Here is a 641-nt window from a genome sequence, read left to right on the forward strand (position 1 = left end):
TTTAAAATCCTCCTCTTGTTCATTCATTGTTTGTTAATCACAATCTTATTTTACCATACCCCCCTAAGGTAATCAACGGTTTTATATAATGATTTTTATATTTTTTTATAAATTCCTTGTTTTCTCTTATCCCACACAGCATTCTTTGAAATAAATCCATTCATTCTACGACAAAACATACGTATACCCCTTATAGGTATATGACAAAGGTCTAATCAATCGAACTATTACGTACACTCTGAAATTCCCTAGCCTTCTTGCTGTCGCTAAGCTTTAAGGTAAAGGTCTTAAATAAACAAAAAACAAGCTAGTTAGATACTAGCTTGTTTTTTAAGCCTTTGAAAACCGTTCAAATACGGTCATTAATTCTTCAATTGCTTCATCACCATTACCATCCTTAATAGCACCTGAAACACAATGACTTGTATGATTTTTGAGAACACCCATTCCTACTTTTTTCATCGCTGCATTAATCGCTGAAATCTGCACTAAAATATCTACACAATAGCGATCATTTTCAATCATATTTTGAATACCACGGACTTGTCCTTCAATTCGCTTTAATCTATTTATAATTTGCTCTTTTTCTTTTTCTGATCTATGTGTTACCGCTTCATGTTCTTTATGATCCATATTATCAC

General features: G+C 32.1%; 1 protein-coding gene. It reads right to left on the reverse strand.

Annotated elements, in window-relative coordinates; all coding sequences use genetic code 11:
• Positions 1 to 330: 330 nt before the first annotated feature.
• Positions 331 to 633 carry a metal-sensing transcriptional repressor gene (locus AC1DJR_RS32615; RefSeq protein WP_000349636.1) on the reverse strand — a complete coding sequence of 101 codons (303 nt, stop codon included), beginning with the start codon at positions 631 to 633 and terminating at the stop codon, positions 331 to 333.
• Between the last annotated feature and the right edge of the window lie 8 nt (positions 634 to 641).

The organism is Bacillus sp. 05T31 (assembly GCF_056396725.1).

Excerpts from the sequence above, each read along its gene's own strand:
- AC1DJR_RS32615 (WP_000349636.1), bottom strand. The coding sequence starts at position 633 with ATGGATCATAAAGAACATGAAGCGGTAACACATAGATCAGAAAAAGAA.